The sequence below is a fragment of the Paenibacillus sp. FSL H7-0737 genome (genome assembly GCF_000758545.1).
Taxonomy (GTDB): domain Bacteria; phylum Bacillota; class Bacilli; order Paenibacillales; family Paenibacillaceae; genus Paenibacillus_AQ.
In genome coordinates this window covers 699,829-718,769 of the sequence record NZ_CP009279.1, presented here as the reverse complement: position 1 = coordinate 718,769, position 18,941 = coordinate 699,829, and the positions used below count along the sequence as shown (strand labels likewise).

11 protein-coding genes, 2 rRNA genes and 3 riboswitches are annotated in these 18,941 nt (G+C 43.3%); of the genes, 1 reads left to right on the top strand and 12 read right to left on the bottom strand.

The genetic code is table 11. The features are described 5' to 3' along the window. Window positions 1-26: 26 nt before the first annotated feature. From H70737_RS03205 to H70737_RS03150, 12 genes are all read right to left on the bottom strand, one after another. A 23S ribosomal RNA gene (locus H70737_RS03205) occupies window positions 27-2,955 on the bottom strand. 262 nt (window positions 2,956-3,217) lie between these two features. Next, window positions 3,218-4,775 (bottom strand): 16S ribosomal RNA (locus H70737_RS03200). The 16S and 23S rRNA genes sit together here, the layout of an rRNA operon. 371 nt (window positions 4,776-5,146) lie before the next feature. Further along, on the bottom strand, window positions 5,147-5,956 hold the full coding sequence (locus H70737_RS03195) for a transglutaminase-like domain-containing protein (RefSeq protein WP_081383096.1): 810 nt from the start codon (window positions 5,954-5,956) through the stop codon (window positions 5,147-5,149). A gap of 13 nt (window positions 5,957-5,969) precedes the next feature. Beyond that, window positions 5,970-6,050: riboswitch (cyclic di-GMP riboswitch) on the bottom strand. 108 nt (window positions 6,051-6,158) lie between these two features. Continuing rightward, window positions 6,159-6,239: riboswitch (cyclic di-GMP riboswitch) on the bottom strand. 124 nt (window positions 6,240-6,363) lie between these two features. Next, window positions 6,364-7,014, bottom strand: a complete 651-nt coding sequence (locus H70737_RS03190) for a class D sortase (protein WP_042184724.1) — start codon at window positions 7,012-7,014, stop codon at window positions 6,364-6,366. A gap of 34 nt (window positions 7,015-7,048) precedes the next feature. Further along, window positions 7,049-7,453: a GtrA family protein gene (locus tag H70737_RS03185; protein ID WP_042184722.1), complete on the bottom strand. Its 405-nt coding sequence runs from the start codon at window positions 7,451-7,453 to the stop codon at window positions 7,049-7,051. Further along, window positions 7,443-8,423 (bottom strand): glycosyltransferase family 2 protein, encoded by a 981-nt coding sequence (locus H70737_RS03180; protein ID WP_076285851.1) that lies wholly within the window; start codon window positions 8,421-8,423, stop codon window positions 7,443-7,445. Before H70737_RS03180 ends, H70737_RS03185 begins: the two co-directional genes overlap by 11 nt. Before the next feature lie 99 nt (window positions 8,424-8,522). After that, window positions 8,523-10,301 carry a phospholipid carrier-dependent glycosyltransferase gene (locus tag H70737_RS31140; protein WP_052404140.1) on the bottom strand — a complete coding sequence of 593 codons (1,779 nt, stop codon included), beginning with the start codon at window positions 10,299-10,301 and terminating at the stop codon, window positions 8,523-8,525. Further along, on the bottom strand, window positions 10,298-12,346 hold the full coding sequence (locus tag H70737_RS31135; RefSeq protein ID WP_042184720.1) for a glycosyltransferase 87 family protein: 2,049 nt from the start codon (window positions 12,344-12,346) through the stop codon (window positions 10,298-10,300). Before H70737_RS31135 ends, H70737_RS31140 begins: the two co-directional genes overlap by 4 nt. Further along, window positions 12,343-14,322 carry a glycosyltransferase family 39 protein gene (locus H70737_RS03165; protein ID WP_042184718.1) on the bottom strand — a complete coding sequence of 660 codons (1,980 nt, stop codon included), beginning with the start codon at window positions 14,320-14,322 and terminating at the stop codon, window positions 12,343-12,345. The genes H70737_RS31135 and H70737_RS03165 overlap by 4 nt, the downstream gene beginning before the upstream one ends. A 155-nt stretch (window positions 14,323-14,477) precedes the next feature. Next, window positions 14,478-15,878 carry an NCS2 family permease gene (locus H70737_RS03160; protein WP_042184716.1) on the bottom strand — a complete coding sequence of 467 codons (1,401 nt, stop codon included), beginning with the start codon at window positions 15,876-15,878 and terminating at the stop codon, window positions 14,478-14,480. A gap of 122 nt (window positions 15,879-16,000) precedes the next feature. Beyond that, a riboswitch (purine riboswitch) is annotated at window positions 16,001-16,100 on the bottom strand. A gap of 187 nt (window positions 16,101-16,287) precedes the next feature. Next, entirely contained in the window at window positions 16,288-16,752 is a 465-nt protein-coding gene (locus H70737_RS03155) for a hypothetical protein (RefSeq protein ID WP_042184714.1), read from the bottom strand. Window positions 16,753-16,921: 169 nt separating this feature from the next. Further along, window positions 16,922-17,656 (bottom strand): CPBP family intramembrane glutamic endopeptidase, encoded by a 735-nt coding sequence (locus H70737_RS03150; RefSeq protein ID WP_042184712.1) that lies wholly within the window; start codon window positions 17,654-17,656, stop codon window positions 16,922-16,924. A 284-nt stretch (window positions 17,657-17,940) separates the two neighbouring features. Here H70737_RS03150 and H70737_RS03145 point away from each other — a divergent pair, with 284 nt between their 5' ends. Further along, window positions 17,941-18,813 (top strand): helix-turn-helix domain-containing protein, encoded by an 873-nt coding sequence (locus H70737_RS03145; protein ID WP_042184710.1) that lies wholly within the window; start codon window positions 17,941-17,943, stop codon window positions 18,811-18,813. The last annotated feature ends 128 nt before the right edge of the window (window positions 18,814-18,941 follow it).

The following is an 18,941-nucleotide window of genomic DNA, read 5'->3' as shown; positions in this document are numbered from 1 at the left end:
TCCGAATTGAATTTGCGTCTTAAGTATAGGATAAGCCCTCGACCGATTAGTATTGGTCAGCTCCATGCATTACTGCACTTCCACCTCCAACCTATCTACCTCGTCGTCTTCAAGGGGTCTTACTAATTGGGAAATCTCATCTTGAGGGGGGCTTCACGCTTAGATGCTTTCAGCGCTTATCCCGTCCGTACGTAGCTACCCAGCCATGCTTCTGGCGAAACAACTGGTGCACCAGCGGTACGTCCATCCCGGTCCTCTCGTACTAAGGACAGCTCCTCTCAAATTTCCTGCGCCCACGACAGATAGGGACCGAACTGTCTCACGACGTTCTGAACCCAGCTCGCGTACCGCTTTAATGGGCGAACAGCCCAACCCTTGGGACCTACTTCAGCCCCAGGATGCGATGAGCCGACATCGAGGTGCCAAACCTCCCCGTCGATGTGGACTCTTGGGGGAGATAAGCCTGTTATCCCCAGGGTAGCTTTTATCCGTTGAGCGATGGCCCTTCCATGCGGTACCACCGGATCACTAAGTCCGACTTTCGTCCCTGCTCGACTTGTAGGTCTCGCAGTCAAGCTCCCTTATGCCTTTGCACTCTTCGAATGATTTCCAACCATTCTGAGGGAACCTTGGAACGCCTCCGTTACTCTTTAGGAGGCGACCGCCCCAGTCAAACTGCCCGCCTGACACGGTCCCCGTACCCGATTAGGGTACTAGGTTAGAACCTAGATACGATCAGGGTGGTATCCCAACGGCGCCTCCACCGAAGCTTGCGCTCCGATTTCTACGGCTCCCACCTATCCTGTACAGATCGTACCCAAATTCAATATCAAGCTGCAGTAAAGCTCCATGGGGTCTTTCCGTCTTGTCGCGGGTAACCTGCATCTTCACAGGTATTAAAATTTCACCGGATCTCTCGTTGAGACAGCGCCCAAGTCGTTACGCCATTCGTGCGGGTCAGAATTTACCTGACAAGGAATTTCGCTACCTTAGGACCGTTATAGTTACGGCCGCCGTTTACTGGGGCTTCGGTTCATAGCTTCGGGTTACCCCTAACCACTCCCCTTAACCTTCCAGCACCGGGCAGGCGTCAGCCCGTATACTTCGCCTTGCGGCTTCGCACAGACCTGTGTTTTTGCTAAACAGTCGCTTGGGCCTTTTCACTGCGGCCCCCTCGTGCTATTCACACTACCGGGGCACCCCTTCTCCCGAAGTTACGGGGTCATTTTGCCGAGTTCCTTAACGAGAGTTCTTCCGCGCGCCTTAGAATTCTCTTCTCGCCTACCTGTGTCGGTTTGCGGTACGGGCACCTTCTCCTGGCTAGAGGCTTTTCTTGGCAGTGTGAGATCATGACCTTCGCTACTACAATTTTCGCTCCCCATCACAGTCCAGCCTTAACGATGTGCGGATTTGCCTACACATCAGCCTCACTGCTTAGACGGACATATCCATCAGTCCGCGTCACTACCCTCCTGCGTCACCCCATCGCTCATAGCGGATTACGGTGGTACAGTAATTTCAAACTGTTGTCCTTCGACTACGCCTTTCGGCCTCGCCTTAGGTCCCGACTTACCCTGAGCGGACGAGCCTTCCTCAGGAAACCTTGGGCTTTCGGCGGATCAGATTCTCACTGATCTTTTCGTTACTCATACCGGCATTCTCACTTGTATGCTGTCCAGCGCTCCTTACGGTACACCTTCAACCCACATACAACGCTCCCCTACCCCAGATACATACGTATCTAGCCATAGCTTCGGTGGTGTGTTTAGCCCCGTTACATTTTCGGCGCAGAGTCACTCGACCAGTGAGCTATTACGCACTCTTTCAATGGTGGCTGCTTCTAAGCCAACATCCTGGTTGTCTGTGCAACTCCACATCCTTTCCCACTTAACACACACTTGGGGACCTTAGCTGATGGTCTGGGCTGTTTCCCTTTTGACAATGGATCTTAGCACTCACTGTCTGACTCCCGGCAATAAGTATATGGCATTCGGAGTTTGACTGAGCTTGGTAATCCTTGCGGACCCCGCACCCAATCAGTGCTCTACCTCCACTACTCTTATACCGAGGCTAGCCCTAAAGCTATTTCGGGGAGAACCAGCTATCTCCGAGTTCGATTGGAATTTCTCCGCTACCCCCACCTCATCCCCGCATTTTTCAACATGCGTGGGTTCGGGCCTCCAGTGCGTGTTACCGCACCTTCACCCTGGACAGGGGTAGATCACACGGTTTCGGGTCTACGTCCACATACTAAATCGCCCTATTCAGACTCGCTTTCGCTGCGGCTCCGTCTTCTCGACTTAACCTTGCATGTTAAACGTAACTCGCCGGTTCATTCTACAAAAGGCACGCCATCACCCATTAATAGGGCTCTGACTTTTTGTAAGCACACGGTTTCAGGTTCTATTTCACTCCCCTTCCGGGGTGCTTTTCACCTTTCCCTCACGGTACTGTTTCACTATCGGTCGCCAGGTAGTATTTAGCCTTAGCAGATGGTCCTGCTGGATTCATACGGGGTTTCACGTGCCCCGCACTACTCGGGATCCGTCTCGGAGAGAACACAGTTTAGGCTACAGGGCTTTTACCTCTATCGCGGGCCTTTCCAGACCTCTTCACCTACCATATTCCTTTGTAACTCCATGTGAGACGTCCCACAACCCCTAAGAGCAAGCTCTTAGGTTTAGGCTGTTCCGCGTTCGCTCGCCGCTACTGACGGAATCACTATTGTTTTCTCTTCCTCAGGGTACTTAGATGTTTCAGTTCCCCTGGTCTGCCTCTACATCTCCTATGTGTTCAGAGATGAGTAACTGCGAATTACCACAGCTGGGTTTCCCCATTCGGACACCCCCGGATCAAAGCTTGCTTACAGCTCCCCGAGGCAGTTTCGTTGTTCGCCACGTCCTTCGTCGGCTCCTGGCGCCTAGGCATCCTCCGTGTGCTCTTATTAGCTTAACCTTGATTTTTCCGCAGGAAAATATCATACAATGACATCTCTTTTGGAATCATCTCACTAATAACATTTACTTGTTTGCACAAGTTGCTAAAAGATGTTCTAAAACGCAAATTCGTTTCGGTATCCAGTTTTCAAGGATCAAGTCTTACTTGAGAGCTTAAACTCTCAAAACTGAGCAACGAGTGAGTAACAGGCCTAAACCTGAGTTGTGGAAGTTTAACTTCCGATTTGAATGTCTTCATTGCAGAAGACGATTCTCCATAGAAAGGAGGTGATCCAGCCGCACCTTCCGATACGGCTACCTTGTTACGACTTCACCCCAATCATCTACCCCACCTTCGGCGGCTGGCTCCCTTGCGGGTTACCCCACCGACTTCGGGTGTTGTAAACTCTCGTGGTGTGACGGGCGGTGTGTACAAGACCCGGGAACGTATTCACCGCGGCATGCTGATCCGCGATTACTAGCAATTCCGACTTCATGCAGGCGAGTTGCAGCCTGCAATCCGAACTGAGACCGGCTTTGATGGGATTGGCTTCACCTCGCGGTTTCGCTTCCCGTTGTACCGGCCATTGTAGTACGTGTGTAGCCCAGGTCATAAGGGGCATGATGATTTGACGTCATCCCCACCTTCCTCCGGTTTGTCACCGGCAGTCACTCTAGAGTGCCCAACATTACTTGCTGGCAACTAAAGTTAAGGGTTGCGCTCGTTGCGGGACTTAACCCAACATCTCACGACACGAGCTGACGACAACCATGCACCACCTGTCTCCTCTGTCCCGAAGGCCGCCACTATCTCTAGTGGATTCAGAGGGATGTCAAGACCTGGTAAGGTTCTTCGCGTTGCTTCGAATTAAACCACATACTCCACTGCTTGTGCGGGTCCCCGTCAATTCCTTTGAGTTTCAGTCTTGCGACCGTACTCCCCAGGCGGAGTGCTTACTGTGTTAACTTCGGCACCAAGGGTATCGAAACCCCTAACACCTAGCACTCATCGTTTACGGCGTGGACTACCAGGGTATCTAATCCTGTTTGCTCCCCACGCTTTCGCGCCTCAGCGTCAGTTACAGCCCAGAAAGTCGCCTTCGCCACTGGTGTTCCTCCACATATCTACGCATTTCACCGCTACACGTGGAATTCCACTTTCCTCTTCTGTACTCAAGTCACCCAGTTTCCAGTGCGACCTCAGGTTGAGCCCAAGGTTTAAACACCAGACTTAAATGACCGCCTGCGCGCGCTTTACGCCCAATAATTCCGGACAACGCTTGCCCCCTACGTATTACCGCGGCTGCTGGCACGTAGTTAGCCGGGGCTTTCTTCTCAGGTACCGTCACTCCGATAGCAGTTACTCTACCGGACGTTCTTCCCTGGCAACAGAGCTTTACGATCCGAAAACCTTCATCACTCACGCGGCGTTGCTCCGTCAGACTTTCGTCCATTGCGGAAGATTCCCTACTGCTGCCTCCCGTAGGAGTCTGGGCCGTGTCTCAGTCCCAGTGTGGCCGTTCACCCTCTCAGGTCGGCTACGCATCGTCGCCTTGGTGGGCCGTTACCCCACCAACTAGCTAATGCGCCGCAGGCCCATCCCTCAGTGACAGATTGCTCCGTCTTTCATTCTTTCTTCAGGAGAAAAAAGAAATTATCCGGTATTAGCTACCGTTTCCGGTAGTTATCCCAGTCTAAGGGGCAGGTTGCCTACGTGTTACTCACCCGTCCGCCGCTAAGTTATTTTGAAAGCAAGCTTTCAAAATAACTCCGCTCGACTTGCATGTATTAGGCACGCCGCCAGCGTTCGTCCTGAGCCAGGATCAAACTCTCCAATTAGTATTGAAAAGAGCGATATGCTCATTTTGAAACATCTGACGAGAAAATTAATTCTCTAATTTTGGATTTCACTTTCGTGATTTCCTACTCACTCGTTGTTCAGTTTTCAAAGATCAAGTTCTCGTTGGCGCCGTTTAATGTCTCAGCAGCAACTCTTATAATATATCATGTTGTTCTCAGTAATGCAAGCTTTATTTTTCGAAAGCCGTTTATATAACTCTCTCAAATATTGCCTGTACGCTGTCTAACAACGCTTAACTATAATAACCTATCTATTCATAGAAAAGCAACCCCTAATAGAAAAATAAACAACTAGCTTAATAATTAAGCTGGTTGTTTATTTAATAGAGTTATGAATCTAGCGATGCAAATTAATAGTATTTTGCTGCAGTATACTTACTTGAAGCCTTAATAAAATCCGTATTCTTCTTACTCTTCGCTGACGATGCATCTACCGTTGTATCAATAGTAACCCATTTCCCATCCATCAACACTTCATTCCATGCATGGTATTGCGTAACGTAGCTAGTATTCCCCATCACCAATTTAGCAGGCACATCTACACTACGCAGCATTGCGGCAAAAAGAGAAGCATAGTCATAGCAGATTCCTTTTTTAGTATTCAAAGTGTTGTTAATGTTCGGAATGTAATCTGTTGTTACGTTATTAGCAAGAGAATAATCGTATTGTACATTAGCAACTACATAGTTATAGATTGCCTTAACTTTCTCTTCATCTGTTGTTTTGCCTTTTGTAAGCTCTTTGGCCTTAAGGATCGCTTTATCAGAAGAACTCCATTTCACATTCTGTACGGAGCCCAAATATACGGAATTCGAGTCACTCATGGTTACGTCTACTACTTCGGAATATAACGCTTTGTATTTATTGCCGGTTGTGTTCTCAAGAACAGAAACCTTATAAGTACCATTACCTTGTTGTAAAGGGAAGTCCTCAGCTTGTCCAGAAGCATATAAGTTATATGTATAGCTGCTGTTGTCTTTAGTGATCATGAGTTTGATTCTTTTATCTTTCGGAATATCATAGTTAATTCCAATAACACCTTGAGCCACTTTCGATGTAATCAACCAGCTTGCATCTACACTTGCGGCTTGAGCTGTGCTTACCGGAACCGCAGTAATCAGTACGAACAGCGCCACCATCATAAAATAAACCTTTTTCACGGATAAAACCCCTTTCGGTAGCTGGCTGCCATCCTTTCGGGAAGGCCCTTTAGCTTTGCGTCCCTACCTTTCGATAGGTTTGCCGTTATCGTATAAGCTCTATCTGTTCTAATTTCACTAGACAAATTAACAGAATCAGTCCAAGTAGAAATATGAATCTAAGATTCTTATATATTTTATAAAAACAAAAAAAGCCTCTTCATTCGGTAACTGGCTGCCATCCTTACGGGAAGGCCCTTTAGCTTTGCGTCCCTACCTTTCGATAGGTTTGCCGTTTATCGTGTTTAGCTTTTATAGTCTTATACTACCATATTTATCCTCGTAAACAAGAACAAAATTGCTAGATTTACTATTATTTTATAGTTATTTCTCTGTATTTGAATTCTCTTGTTATTTCTCGTCAACGATTAGGAAAGTTTGGCATGAACAATCAAACGATGTGTAGGATCTACTAGTGGGTCACACGTAATTAGAGTAAGAATTTTATCTTTGTTATTCCCGTCTAGAACAGACACATCACTAGGAAGTACAACAGAAATATCATAAACCTCGTAATTATAAGTCTGATCGCTAGTCTTTACCGTAATCGTATCCCCAATCACAACCTCATTCAATCTGTTAAACAATCTGCCCGTAGTTCTAGCTCTATGTGCAGCTATTGCGGCGTTCCCTATTTCTCCTATTGGAGTTGTTTCTTTCATATGGGCCGCGGCATGCTTCATATTCGCTTTAGTAGCCCCTTCTAATACAGGCAGCTTCAGATCGATCTTATCAATCTCAATTAATGCGATAACTTTGCCACCCACTTCAATTTCCGGTTCCGGCTTTTCTGTTTCTTGCGGCTGTGCTTGTGCATCTAAAGCTGATTCCTCCGCTAGTAGCTGAGTGACCTCGGCATATCTGCTCTTCAGATCAGGTGGTGGAGTACTTTCACTGGTGCTCAGTTCAGCCGATTCTAATAGCTTATCCTGCTGCCAGTCGTTATACCATTCGTTAGCTTTTGGATAGAGCATGATAAGGATCCCCGCCAGTATGAGCACATACGAGAATTTACGCATGATTTTCACCTCCGTAGATTGGTTCTACTGAACTTTAGAATACCCATTTACGACTTCCGAAGAAGTTAATAATCACCGTCACAAACGTTACTAATACCTTAGAGATCAACACTTGAATGCCTAGTTTGTCAGTCAACAGATGCATTAGCAACAGCGATATTCCGAGTACTACCAGATTCAGTACGATAAACTTCAGCAACTGCGTCTTATCAAAACCCTCTTTATTGCCACGGTCACGATCCTTGAAGGTTACTTTTTTATTCAAAATAAAGCTGTTCGCTGTCCCAGCACTATAAGAAATCACCTGTGCCAACGCATATACCATCCCAAGTGAGTTCAGTAATGTAAAGATTACGAAATCAATGAGGGTATTTACCAGACCTACAGCATTAAATTTGAGAAACTGTATGAAAGCAGTCCGAAAGTTCTTATCTGACATCTTTGTAATCCTTCCGGCGATCCACTTCTTCTTCGTTACGATATCCTATGGTCTCACTGACAATATACAACGGTCTATCCTTAGACTCGTCATAAATCCGTCCAATATACTCACCGATTACACCTAACAGCATCAGAACGATACCGTTAAAGAGCAAATTGACCCCTACAATGGAAGCCCAACCTGGAACCGTCCATGAGGTGAAAAAGATTCTTTGAAACAATACGAAGAATAAATAGAGAAAGCTCGAGAAGGAAAGAAAGAATCCGACATACGTAGCAATCTTAAGTGGCTTATGCGAAAAGGAAGTGATCCCATCCAGCGCAAAACGAATCATTTTCTTAAGAGGATACTTAGTTTCTCCTGCAAATCGTTCTTCTCGCTCATATTCCACCATCGTCTGCTTGAAGCCGACCCAGCTCACTAAACCTCTGACATACCGGTTTTTTTCCTTGAGACCTCGCAAGACATCACATACCTTACGATCAATAAGACGAAAATCACCTGTGTCCGTGGGAATGTCTACACTTGTCATGCTGCTGAGCAATCGATAAAAGATCTTGGCCGTTACCTTTTTGAACATCGTTTCTCCACGGCGCTTCAGCCGCTTCGCATACACAACGTCATAACCCTCTTTCCACTTCTCGATCATTTGCAAAATGACCTCCGGTGGATCTTGAAGGTCAGCGTCAATAACAACAACCGCTTGACCTTCGGCATAGTCCATGCCAGCTGTAATCGCTACCTGATGTCCGAAATTACGCGAGAAGTCAATTAGCTTGACGCATTCATCCCGATCACTGATCTCCCGAATCATCTGGGCCGAACGATCACGACTTCCGTCATTTACGAAGACTAGCTCATAAGTATCGCCGCATTCGTCCATTACTTTTTTCAAACGTTCATAAGTAACGCTAATTACTTGCTCCTCATTGAACATGGGTACAATTACACTATATCTGGCTTTCACCTTTATTCCTCCTAAAAGCTTTATGGAGCGTTACATCTTTCTGTACTTCATAATAACGCTGTAAGCATAAACTTATTATTATAGATATTATAAAAAATCTTAGAAAACCCAAGATGGGAACCAACGCAGCATATTCTTCACATAATCTCCGCTTACCTGCATCCCTGACAGGACAGGGTAGAACGCGACAAAGAGCAGTAAAGCAACAGCCACATAGACATAACTAACATAACGAGCCTCAGGATATTTACTATCTAGCAACTTCATTATATATACAATACCAAGAATCATAAAAGGCACCATAGCAAAATAATGGTAGATAAAGGTTTCCCTTGGGACAAGCATCCACGGAACATATTGTGAGAAAAAGGCGATCCAGATCATATAAAGGGTCTTATCTTTGCGTTTCAGTGTAATCCACAGCGTTGCCAGCATTGCGAAAATACCCGTCCACCAGATAAGCGGATTCCCCATAGTCACTATACTGCTGACCTGACCTTGCGGCAAACCCTCACTGCCACTGAAGAACCAGACTGGTCTCTTCATAAACGGCCATTGCCACCAGGAGGACGCAAAAGGATGTGTAGCTACAAGCTGACTGTGATAGTTGTACATGTTCTTTTGGGAATCAATCAAGCCTTTTATAGTAAAGCCCTCTGCGGATGCAGATAAACCCGGAACAAAAGATAAACTATAAATAATGACCGGTATGATTACGAAGAATGCAACACAACTAGCTAGCGTAATAATGGTATTCTTCCAGAACGAATTTACGGCTTCGCGACAGGTACCCAGCAGTTCCTTGTCTTTGATCTTCCCTTCCGCGAGCAACCGTCCCGATGCTTTATATTCTCTGTAGCGCTCGAAGAGCGAGATAGCTAGCATAATGGCCAGCCCAGCTCCTCCGTACAGTACAATCCACTTGGAGGCGACACCAATTCCGAAGAATAAACCGGACCAGAATAACGGAATTAGTGTTTTTCTTAAGGGCTGCCTGAAGAAATTCATAGTGTAATATCGCTGCATGAAATAAAACATTAACATGATGAAGAATACTCCGTATACATCGATCGTAGAGATTCTTGTTTGTGTGAAATGCATGAAATCCAGTGCGAACAATCCAGTTGCAAGTGCTGCGTATTTACTCTTTTTAAAGAGACGTAGTGCCATTACATAAATGAGAGGCAGCATGGCAATCCCGAACAATGTTCCGATAATACGCCAGCCGAAAGGATTGACTCCGAACAGTTCCATCCCTACTGCGATCAATAGCTTGCCTAGTGGTGGATGCGTGTTCTCATAAGGCACAATCCCGTGTGTATATTCATAAGCTGTCCGTGCATGGTAGATCTCGTCAAAATAAGTGCTATTCATAAAGTTAGAATATTCAGGGATGAGCGACTGCTCGTCAAAAAGATTGGCAGGCTCTCCTCTTTTAGCGACTGCATTAGCATCCGGTGTAACACCGGCTATAGAAAGAGGTACTCTTTCGCCTCCCTGCTCATAGAAGGCCATTTCATTTAAAGTGAACCCTGGAGATGTAACTGTAAACTTCACGTATCTTGCTGCAACGTTCAGAGGTTGGCTTTTCCAGATGAAGACATTCCCAACATCCTCGCTTACATCCAGTGGACTACTCCAGACCTCAGGGAATTCACTGAATTCGAGCTTAAACTTCCCGGTACCTACGCCACCGAAGATATTCACTCGTTCCAATTGTTTGCTCTGTCCTAGATCTACATAGAAGCTTTCACCGCTGGCAGCTGGCTCCCACAAGGTCTCTGGAGATTTAGTAGAACCTAAATTATATAAAGCAATTGCCGCGTAAACGGCAGTAATGGCAAGAATACATATCCAATCTATACGCTTAAACTTCATCGCTTAAGTCTCCCTCCCTTCTGGTGCGGTCTTATTTGCTCGACGACTTTAAGGTCTTCTTCATATTTTTCTTCAGGTGTTGGTGGTGCTGGAAGAGGCTTTACTCCCCCACGAACATACACGTCGTAACCGATGTAGAGCATGTATAGCAATAATGACAGGTTAGCAATAGAAGTAACCAAAACGATTCCATCTGTACCTGGATTTACACCTGCATTTAGATGGGTCAACGTATAAGCCACATTGATATACTGCGTTAAGCTGAATCCAAGGAATAGGAATAAAAACCTACGATCCCGACTCGCTATATAAGTGAACATACATAGAATAACAGCAGGGAACATATAACGTTCATGCATTTTGGTTCCAAGCACAAAAACTACTACAATGAGCGCCATACCGATAAAGTAGGATTTGGATAAATCCAAGCGATCTTTTTTGAAAGAATAAAAGGTTGCTATGGCTACTGCCACTAAAATAAATATGAAGCCCCATACACGGTAAGTAATACCTAACCAAGTTAGGTCAAGAGATGACCACATCGGGTCAGTCAATGCATATAGATTAAATGCATTCACAGAAGAATAGGGATAGGAAGATAACGTACTCTTATACAGATTAATAAGGCCAACTAAACCACCGTTATTCCAGAAAAATGGTGCCGCGAGCAATCCGAATATCGCTAATCCGTACAAAGCTCCAAATCCAAGCTGCTTCCAAGCACGGTGATGATAGAAAGCAAACAATAATACCGGTGTGAATATTAACGCTTGTGGTTTAATTAAAGTTGCTATTGCAAACAAAATCGCGGATTGAACAAACTTTTTGTTCGCAGCGCCATGGATACTGAGCAACAGGAAAATCAGAAAGAACGAATCCGCTTGTCCCCACGCCGCTGAATTAACAAGCACCGCCGGATTAAACAGAAATAATAGCGTTAAGCCAAAAGCGATCCCTGAGCCGAGTTTTTTGCGGGACATTTTATATATGAAGAAACCCAATACCAAATCAGAAATAATCGCTGGCAGTTTGAATAGCAGATTCTCTCCACCCGAACCATGCGCAAAGCCAAATACACCGCGAATAAAACTAAGAATGTACAAAATGTACAAATAACCAGGAGGATAATCGGCAAAATACCCTTCTTCATAAAACTTGCCTGGACCTAAATCAACCATACGCTGACCCCAAGCTATAAAGGTATTCATGTCGTTCTGATAGCCTTGAGCAGTCAGACCAATCCAGACCCTTAGGATAAAAGCAACCCCGATGGCAATGCTCAGCCATTTGGAATAGACATTCTCAGGTTGCTTTATAAGCTTCTCACTGCGGAATGCCTTGGTATAAAGCACTGCAAAAAATACACTGAAAAGCGCTGAGATCAGCAGCATCTTGGTTGGAGATACCTTATGTGGGGTATCCGCTTTTTTGCCACCAGCATCCTGACTAACTGCTGCACTATCCAGCGAAATGACGTTGGCCCCTTCGGGAGCAGCGTCTAATTTTTCTACAGACAAATCATCAAAATAAGCTTTACCTTGAATCAAGCTGGAGTAGCCCCCCAAACTTGCACCTATGCCGAATTCTTTCTGCTTAGGTCCTGTCTGGCCTATGTATTCAAGATACTGCCACTCTCCTGCCGTATCCGTTACGCTGGGATAACCCCCGCCTACTCCAACGGCAAGTATATTGGCGCCCATTCCCTCGCCTGCGGTACTTACTACTTTGATCCATCCAGAGATTTTATAATAGCTGTCCGGCGTTGCCTTAATCGTCTGCACCCATTTCAAATGATTGGGCTCGATATTCTCAATGACTGCCGCTTTACTACCGGAGTGAACCTCGTCCGATTGGATTGAAAGTATGCCAGAGTTGTCTCCAGAAATCCACATATCCTTAGTCCAGTTAGAAGGAGCGTCCTCTCCTCCCTCCTCAAATCCAGGGTTCTGCAATAGATTTCCATCTGCATAAATGCTTGTTACAGGAAGCAAAAACAATAACAGCATCAATACAGTCACTGCGGCCGTACGTGTACTCTTGATCATCGTTCCAACCTCACCTCGTCTATGTTAATCCAGCCTTTACCGCCTTTAATAAAAATTTCAGTTTGTTCATTCTGACCGATAGATACCATTGGAAGTGTAAGCTCTTGATAAACCTCACTAGCAGGTATTTCAGCCTCCGCCCGCACTACGCCATTAACTCGGACGCCAACCCTTCCTTCTTCTCCACCAGCACTAACCATTATACCAAGCTTATATTCTCCAGGTTCTGCTATTCTGATAGATTGTGTAATCGTTTTGTCAAATCCCGGATCAAGATAAGCCAAATAACTTCCATTATAAGGATTATTGGTCGCCACACCCGTACCGGATGAGAAGCTCCAGCCTGATATCCCCTCTTCAAATCCTCCATTTGTAAATTCCGAGATTCCCTCTACTCCCCCAGTCTTAGCGGTCACAACAGTATAGTTGGCAAACCGTTTAACCGAATAATTATCGCTTTCAGCAGGAATGGGATCACCATTCCACAAGATATATGTCGCTGTCTCTCCCGGAACTATGCTTGAATGTCCAAATCTATATCTCCCAAAGGAAGACACCTGCTGAAATGCACCTCCAGGATTAGAATAATTAACGTTTGCTAAGAAATTATGGGGATTGATCTGCTCATAAAAAAGCACATAAATATAAGGCATATTAACTTTATCAGTCACGTAGATGTTCCCAGCACTCTCTTCAGAAGCATATTGTATAGCCTCACCGAAAGATTCATAGAAAGCTGGTCCTATCTCTTTAGGATATTCACGGAAATAAACTGTAGTGAATAGAACAAAAAATAAGCTAAAGGTTACAGCCGACAGAATTCCTAATACTTTTACTTTCTTGCTTAACCACATAAACCCTGCAACAATCAGCAAAATGATTGGATAGAAAATCACATTCATCCGATTAATGTTTACGTTCGTAACAAAGGTCATCAAAACGGAAACAAACAACCAAAGTAAAATAACGAGCAGTCCCGTCCGCTCACGACCACGGTTCCGTATTGTCGTTAACATAAATATAAGTCCTATAAGTACAAAGGGTAACGCAATAGGATACGCGTATCCATAAGGTGAAATCGAATTCCAAGGCAAACCATCAGATCCGCTAATTAATATCTTCAAAAATTCCCGGAAATTGCTTAATGCTGTATGTAATAGTTGCCCTCCGAATATAGAAGTTACCTGTTCCACACGCGGCGTTGTCAATCTCGGAATTGAGAACAATGGGGTCAAAATCCCCTCTAGCGACAATCGATTGATCATAATAAATAGGAAGATTGGGAGTGCCATTAATATAAACAGAGCACAGTTCCATAGAATGGTCCGAAGCTTTAGTGCTCTTGTATAGAATAGAAGAATTCCAGCACCTAAAGCAAATATCGGCACAAAAAAATAGGATGTTCCATAGGCATAAAGTGAAAGGGCAAGCATAATTGTAAAGCCATAAGACCACTTCGGAATTTGAAATGATTTAAGTAACATATAAACGGAGAGCAGAATCAGGGTGGGGAATAAATTAGATTCCAGTGCCCATCTTGACATCATAATATGCCAAGGATTAATTGCGATAAAAAACATCGCCACAATACCAGCAGTTCTGGAAGTAAATAGCTCTTTGGAAAGAAGATAGAATACGAGCATACCCAGTAGACCCATGATTAAGCTAACCGCACGTACAGACATTGGAGTAAGTCCGAACAATAATATGAAAGGCATTGATAAGTAAGCATAAAGTGCATTCTGTCCGCTTCCCCAAGCAATGAGGTGAATAGGTAAATGAATACCATTGCGGTCTATTCCATAATGAAGAATAGCGTAAGCATCATAACCTATAGATGCCTCATCCTGATTCAAGCCACCTGGAATCGAACCAAAGTAAAAAATGCGAATCACAGCCCCCAGCAAAAACAATAAGAGAGGCCAAGGATTACTTTTAAAATAAGAAGACCAATTGCTAAATCTTGTGGACAACATTCATCACCTCTTCAACAATATAATCTAAATATTGGATGATGGAAAGGAAGAACATCCAACAAGTTAAGTAGGAGAATACATAATCCAAAATAAAAAAAACGGCCCCTTCAGTAATGAAGGAGCCCAAGATGAATTTCAGAAATACTGTATATATGTTAGCCCTCGCTACCAAGGAATACATAACGGAGAACGATCAGGATCGCAAGTACCCACATCATCCAGTGAATATCGTATTTCTTCTTACCTGCAAGGTTAGCAACAGAAGCAAGGATTACATAAGTTACGATACCAAAGGAGATACCGTTAGCAATATTATAAGTGAAAGGCATGATTACAAGTGTTAGGAAGGCTGGAATCGCAACAACCATATCTTGAAAATCGATTTGACGGATCGATTGTGCCATCAGCACACCTACGACGATCAATGCTGCGGCTGTAGCAGATCCAGGAATAAGAGCAACCACTGGAGCAAGGAACAATGCAAGCAAGAAACATACGCCAGTTGTTACAGCTGTAAGACCTGTACGTCCACCTTCAGCAACACCTGCCGCGCTTTCTACAAAAGCAGTAGTAGTCGAAGTACCCAGTGCCGCACCACCTGCTACAGCAACTGCATCGACAAACATTGCATTACCTACACGTCTATTACCTTCTTCAGGGTTATCCATAATACCAGCGCGTTGAGCCGTACCTACAAGTGTACCAAATGTATCAAACAACTCTACAAATGTGAAGGTTGCAATCGCTGAAACAATACCTGTGTGCAGGATACCATCCCAGTCAAATTGGAAGAAGTTCAATTGTGTGAAATCAGGAACCCAAGGCGTTGCCGGACTGGACAATGCGCTGAAATCAACTACGCCCATCAACATACCAGCGACAGTTGTTCCCAAGATACCGAATAAAATCGCACCTTTAACGTTCAATACCATCAGGATAGAGATTAGAAGAAGTCCGATAATTACCAATTGGACATTGGAATTCTCTAGGCTACCCATGTGAATGATAGTTTCAAAGGAAAGGACATCTGTGAAAGTGTTAGCAGGAATGTCTTTACCGGCTTCAACACCAATCGTCATGAGTCCACTGTTCTTAAGACCAAGGATCGTAATGAACATCCCGATACCTACTGTAATCGCATGTTTCAAGCTGTCAGGAATTGCAGTTAGTAAGATCTGTCGCACTCGAGTTACAGTCAGCAAGATAAAGATCAAACCGGAAATAAATACGGCTGTCAGACCCATTTGCCAAGTGAATGGATGCTCTGATGTGGCGGAAGATAGAATTACGGAAGCAAAATATGCGTTAAGTCCCATACCAGGTGCCAACGCCACTGGAAAGTTTATGAACACGCCCATTGCGATGGTGAAAATACCTGCTGCCAGCGCCGTCGCTAGAAATACAGAGTACCAGCCCATATCAATACGGCCAAATGCTGTTAAAGTACTCGGATTAACCGACAAGATGTAAGCCATTGCCATGAACGTGGTCAAGCCCGCCATGATTTCTGTACGAACTGTGGTGCCGTTCTCTTTCAACTTGAAAAACCGATTCAAATTGTTCTCCCCCTAAGGTATGTTGTGTCTGACAGCAACAAAAAGCCGGTATCTGTTAGACACCGGCTCGAAAAAAAGAGTAGCACCCAGGACCATAGCCCTAAATCCAGGACAATGCGGGTTGCTCTGCTCTTCTTAATCGTAGCCAGGTCATTACGGTGACCTCGTAGAAACTTCCAGGCCAATTCCCGGAAATATACGAAAGAATTATGTTGTTGTGCTCTATCATTTTAGGTGGATAGCACGTGAGTTGTCAATGATAAAAAACGAACATTTTCGACTTTATTTTTTCCATTGTTCGTAAATCATGCATTTTCATGCTTTTATCTATCTTCAAACTCGTTCTATCAATGCAGCTTATTAACTATCCAACCACTTTTTATATGGGTATATTTTACTATGTTTCTAATTATTTATTTCTGGTGTACTGATAATTATGCCAAGAGTTGGCTAAATGCCCTATCGCTAAACAAACTACTGCAATACTCAGCCAAATGGATTTGCCCCAAATCGCTGCCAATCCGAATGCACATACTGGGAGGACTGCCATCGGGATCGGAATAATTCCTAAAGGGTCCCATAACAATTTATATTGCCTCCCCTTAACGAAATATCGAATCCAAAGACCATAATAAATAGCAATCAACAAGACAATAAAGACAGCAATTACGCCAAACTTTACCTGTTGAAAGTTATCCTGTGACATCGCAAGAATACCTATACAACCCAATTGTCCTGCTCTCTCCAAGAGGGTATAGATTGGTTCTGCATCTCGCAAACCCGAAGGTACATTTTCAGGTGGAAACTTAATCATTAGCAAACTTGGGGCAAGAAGGATTAATGCCATTAGTGTGCCGAGAAGAGAAAATCCCATGTTAATTTCTCCCTATGATAGATTTTTCCCATTTTATCACATTCATATTGAGCAGCTATATAGCGTCTATCACATTTTTTTGAATACAAAAAAAACCTGCAGCCCCTTCTTCAATAAGGAGTTGCAGGTGTTTGTTAAGACTCTATCGCAAAAAATCCTTTGAGAAAAATTAGCGAGTGGATGCCCAAAAGGCCAAAGCAAACATTGTCCAGTCATTCATCACGTGCACTATAAACGATGTCCATATATTTTTAGTCTTAAGATATGGATATAGCAGAACGATCCGTGCAATACCAATACCGAGAATAGCTTGGACAATATTCCAATTATACGTTGGTAAATGGTATGCCCCAAATAAAATAGCTGAAACTATGCAGGCTAAAATTATAGCAGACTTTCTACTCATCTTAAGTTTCTTAACTCCAAATGATAGCACGACCAAGAATGGAAGTATCGTGATTAATTCTTCACCAAACAGCATCGGGATCGTTCTCAAGAAGAACGGAATAGCATCAGCAAAATTACCATTGAAACTATCGGTTGCGGGATTAGCGCTCGTACTAAACAATTTCGTAATAAGGAAACCGACAATACCTGTCACAATCAAATTCGCAACGTAAGTTCCAAGAATCAAAAGAATATCTTTAGCTACTAATTTTCTGAATAATGATGTCCATTGACTTCGTGCCACAAAGATTACTGCTGCTAAAGGAAAAATCACATTCATAAAGGGCTGTACATTGGGACCTCCAAACATAATAAGAAACAGAGCAAAACCAACCGCGACAGAAACGAGAAAAATGAGGCTGCTCTTCAAATTTAGACTAGGCGATGACAGTTCACTGTAGAACGGGAAATCATCATTTTTACGCTCAAATCTGAAAAAATCACTTTTATTATTCATAATAAATCAAATCCTTCCAAGGAAATATAGAACTTATGCTTCCATTAATCCATCTAACGTACTTACATCATAATTGCTTTTATGTCCCATTTCGACAAAGGTCTTATAAATAGGACCTTAAATTGAAGAAATTTCCAACAGATTCGATTTATTTACTAATATTTCCAATCAGCTCAAAAAACCACAATGAGCAGACTTTCAAATATCAAAATTTCGTAATCAAATTAGATTCTCTCTGAAATATAATAAAAGCTCACGATTTCAATAAAAGGGTGGCGAACGAATTGAATACCTACGGTGAGGTTGTTCGAAATATACGGACTAATAAGGGATTAAGTCAAAAAGAAGTGTATTTAGATATTATCTCGAAATCATATGCCATTGAATTTGAAAAAGGAAACCATGAGATCACATTAAGGCTGTTAGAACAAATTTTAAATCGACTTATGATGGGGATTGATGAGTTTTTTTACATTTATAGAGGTTATAAACTATCTAAACACGATACATTTACCAACAAATATTCCAAAGCCGGAAACAATAACGATCTCGAAGCATTAATTGAGATTTATCAAGAACTACATCAGAGGGAGGATCTGACCTCAAAAATTCATCTGGCAGAAGTCAGGTCTCGTATAAGATTATTGAAGCACTTTAACTTGACGGGTCAGTTTGAGAAGAATGTCATTTTGACAGAAGATATCGAGACGATCACTAACTATCTCAACAATCTCCAATCCTGGACCCTCCAAGAAATGCAGCTGTTCACAAATACTTTAAATTACATAGATTACGATCAAAGAGATATACTCTTTCAAACGCTTATTAAGTCTATGAAAAAATATGAAGCCCACGAACGCGGACGAGATGTCATATGTGTAATGCTAACCAATATGATTTACGAATTAATTATGATCAATCAAATAAGCTATGCAGAGATCTTACTAGAGAACTTAAATAATATTAGCAGTCCTCAATATCAAACGCTGTTCTTTAAGATTGTATATAAGTATTATAACGGTCTAATTAAAATTAAAAGAAACAGTAAAGAAGAAGGAACGAAGCTTGCTCAATCAGCAATCGATGTATTATATGAATTTGGCGAGCCCTATCAAGCCAAAACATTAGAGTCTATATTGTCACAGATCTTACAATAGATTTTTAGCAAAAGTCCAGTATTTAAGACTTTCCAGCTAGTTGGAAATACATAATAATCTAGTAGAACTTAATTTATAATAAAAAAAGTCGAAAACCCTAAACTACAAGGTTTTTCGACTTTTTAAGT